This window comes from Acinetobacter sp. 809848 (assembly GCF_000581275.1).
Taxonomy (GTDB): Bacteria; Pseudomonadota; Gammaproteobacteria; order Pseudomonadales; family Moraxellaceae; genus Acinetobacter; species Acinetobacter pittii.
In genome coordinates, this window is sequence record NZ_JEXG01000087.1 from 1 (window position 1) to 2,468 (window position 2,468).

At 33.7% G+C, this 2,468-nt stretch carries 2 protein-coding genes and 1 pseudogene; all 3 read left to right on the forward strand.

From position 1 onward, the window contains the following. A pseudogene (locus tag J536_RS23600) lies at positions 1-237 on the forward strand (hypothetical protein); the annotation flags it as partial. 8 nt (positions 238-245) lie between these two features. After that, positions 246-689, forward strand: a complete 444-nt coding sequence (locus tag J536_RS23605) for a hypothetical protein (protein WP_032064175.1) — start codon at positions 246-248, stop codon at positions 687-689. 12 nt (positions 690-701) lie between these two features. Beyond that, on the forward strand, positions 702-2,387 hold the full coding sequence (locus J536_RS23610) for a T6SS phospholipase effector Tle1-like catalytic domain-containing protein (protein ID WP_000354039.1): 1,686 nt from the start codon (positions 702-704) through the stop codon (positions 2,385-2,387). The last annotated feature ends 81 nt before the right edge of the window (positions 2,388-2,468 follow it).

Sequence of the window (2,468 nt, forward strand, 5' to 3'; positions counted from 1 at the left end):
CTTATTAGTCATATGACAGATAATGAATTATATCAATTTGTTATTAAATCCATTCCTGAGGCTAGAGCGTATAACTTATTTGGTACACGAGATATTTTAAATTTTATTTGTTTAAAATTGATTTATAAAGAAAACTTTTTAACAGATAAAGGGTTAAATCAAAAACTAGAACGCTTAAAAGATAAAAAAATATCTATGGATGAAGTGATGGTCCAACTTGTAGCAAATGCGAGTTAATAAATTTTATGATGAATAAAACACAATGGTCGAATAGATTATTACTAATATTTGGTTTGATATTCAGTCTTGTAGGCTGTGTTAGCCTTGGTCCAAATGCGACTTATAATATGGGTACAACATCCTTTCAATATTTTACTTCTTACCATGCTTATATGACTGAGATAAATGGTGAGGAAATTGGAGGAGGATTTGGTGGAGGCATGAATACTTCTCCAGTTAAGATTGGTTCACAAGTCATTACATGGGGAGAGACAAATAGTAAAAAAAAGCATGTAGCAAAGAATCAAGTTATTCTTACAAAAGAACAATTAAAAGGAAAAAAATATTTAGCAGTACATATATATCCTGATGATACCGTAGAAATATCAACTTCAAATGACTGGCCTAATCCCATAAAAAAAGGTCTCGATTGGCGGACTGACATTTGGGAAAAAAATCATAAAAACTAAAGAGATTATGTCATGGATATAAATTTAAAAAGAGTACAGGTATTAAATAGTGATATTTCAAACGATGAGCCATCATGCAAACAAGATTGTAGCGATGTAGTTAATATTTCGGTATTTTTTGATGGTACTGGTAATAATAAAAAAGAGGATGAAGATACCAAAAGGTGGTCAAATCCTGCTCGATTGTGGAGAAATGCTCAAGGATTAAGAGAAAAGGAAATGGCTGATAAAAACAAGCAAATATCGCCAAATTACGCTATCTATATTTCTGGTGTTGGAACAAGATTTAATGCTGAGTTAAATATCTTTCAAAGGGCTATTTCGTGGGTACAAGATAACCTTGGTTTAGGTGCTGGTGCTGGGTTGGGAGGTGCAAGACGTTTAGATTATGGTGAAGACCAGTTAAATGATGCTTTAAAACAAATCCTGATTTTTAATGCACAAAAGGTTGAAAAAGACATTAAAAAATATGTAAGTGAAAAAAAGGAGTACAGCTTTGCTGAAGTCGATAAAAGTTTAAAAGAACATCGATTAATTAAGAAAATTAATATTTCTGTGTTCGGTTTTTCACGGGGCGCTGCACTTGCCCGTGCATTTACAAATCAGTTTATGTGGCAATGTCAATCAGACTGTGATGGGCTGACGTATGGTCAAGGTAAGTATCCGATTGAATTTAAGTTTTTAGGAATTTTTGATACGGTTGCTTCATTTGGCTTGCCTGCCACAAATTTAAGTAATAGCTTACCTTTTTTAGAACGTGATTTGGTTGTAGATGAGCGGGTTCAAAACTGTTCACATTATATCGCTGGTAATGAACTGCGCTTTGCTTTCCCTGTTGATGTTATTCATAAAGACAATAAGTTAGCTAACAGTAATTGGAAAGAAGTGGTATATCCCGGAGTACATTCTGACGTTGGTGGTGGTTATGAACCAGGTAGCCAAGGAGTAAATGACAATTTTGCCCGAATTCCGTTAAAACATATGCTAGAGGATGCCTTACAAGCAGGTGTCAAAATGTATAGCTATGATGAGTTGAAATTAAAACATTCCGAAATTTTTGAGCAGTTTGAAATTCAACCAGATTCTCAAAAATATTATGATGCAGTAAAAGCCGCTATACCAAGCCAAGGAAGTATTCAAGATCAGATTAAAGGTTGTATGAAAATTTACTACGGTGCCTACGGTACGATTGCACGTGCTGGAAATGAACTTTCTGTTAGTCAGCGTGTACGTCAGGAAAATAAATATCGTGAACTTATACCAGTTGGCCCATCCGATATGGCAACTGAAATGCAAAGATTAATGAAACTAAAAGAAGCAACCGCTTCGAAAAAAGATGGTTTTAATATTTTTAGAGTTTTTTCACCGGTTTCAACTGCCTATGAATATATGATTGGTGTAGAAGATTGGCAATTTGAGAGTTGGAATACAAATGTCAGTGATGATATTAAAAAATTCTATTTAAATTATGTTCATGACTCTAAATATGGCTTTTTAAGTAATGTAGAACCATTTAGTTATTTCCGTCAGAGAAAAGTTTATGAGTCACGTCGTAGCGCCAGTGGTGAAGGGTGGGATAAAAAAGCTGCTGAACAGAAAGTAACTTGTAGTGTCCCTAAACAAGAAATACCGCAAAAGCAGTTTATTGATGCTTATGAACAAGCTCAACTAACAGAGAACTTTTTAAATGCATCTTAGTGATGCATTTAAAATCCCTTATCTTTAAAAATAAAAAGTCCAATTGCATTGTATCTTTTTTAAATACACTCTGTCTTAAAA

Excerpts from the sequence above, each read along its gene's own strand:
- J536_RS23605 (WP_032064175.1), top strand. The coding sequence starts at position 246 with ATGATGAATAAAACACAATGGTCGAATAGATTATTACTAATATTTGGT.
- J536_RS23610 (WP_000354039.1), top strand. The coding sequence starts at position 702 with ATGGATATAAATTTAAAAAGAGTACAGGTATTAAATAGTGATATTTCA.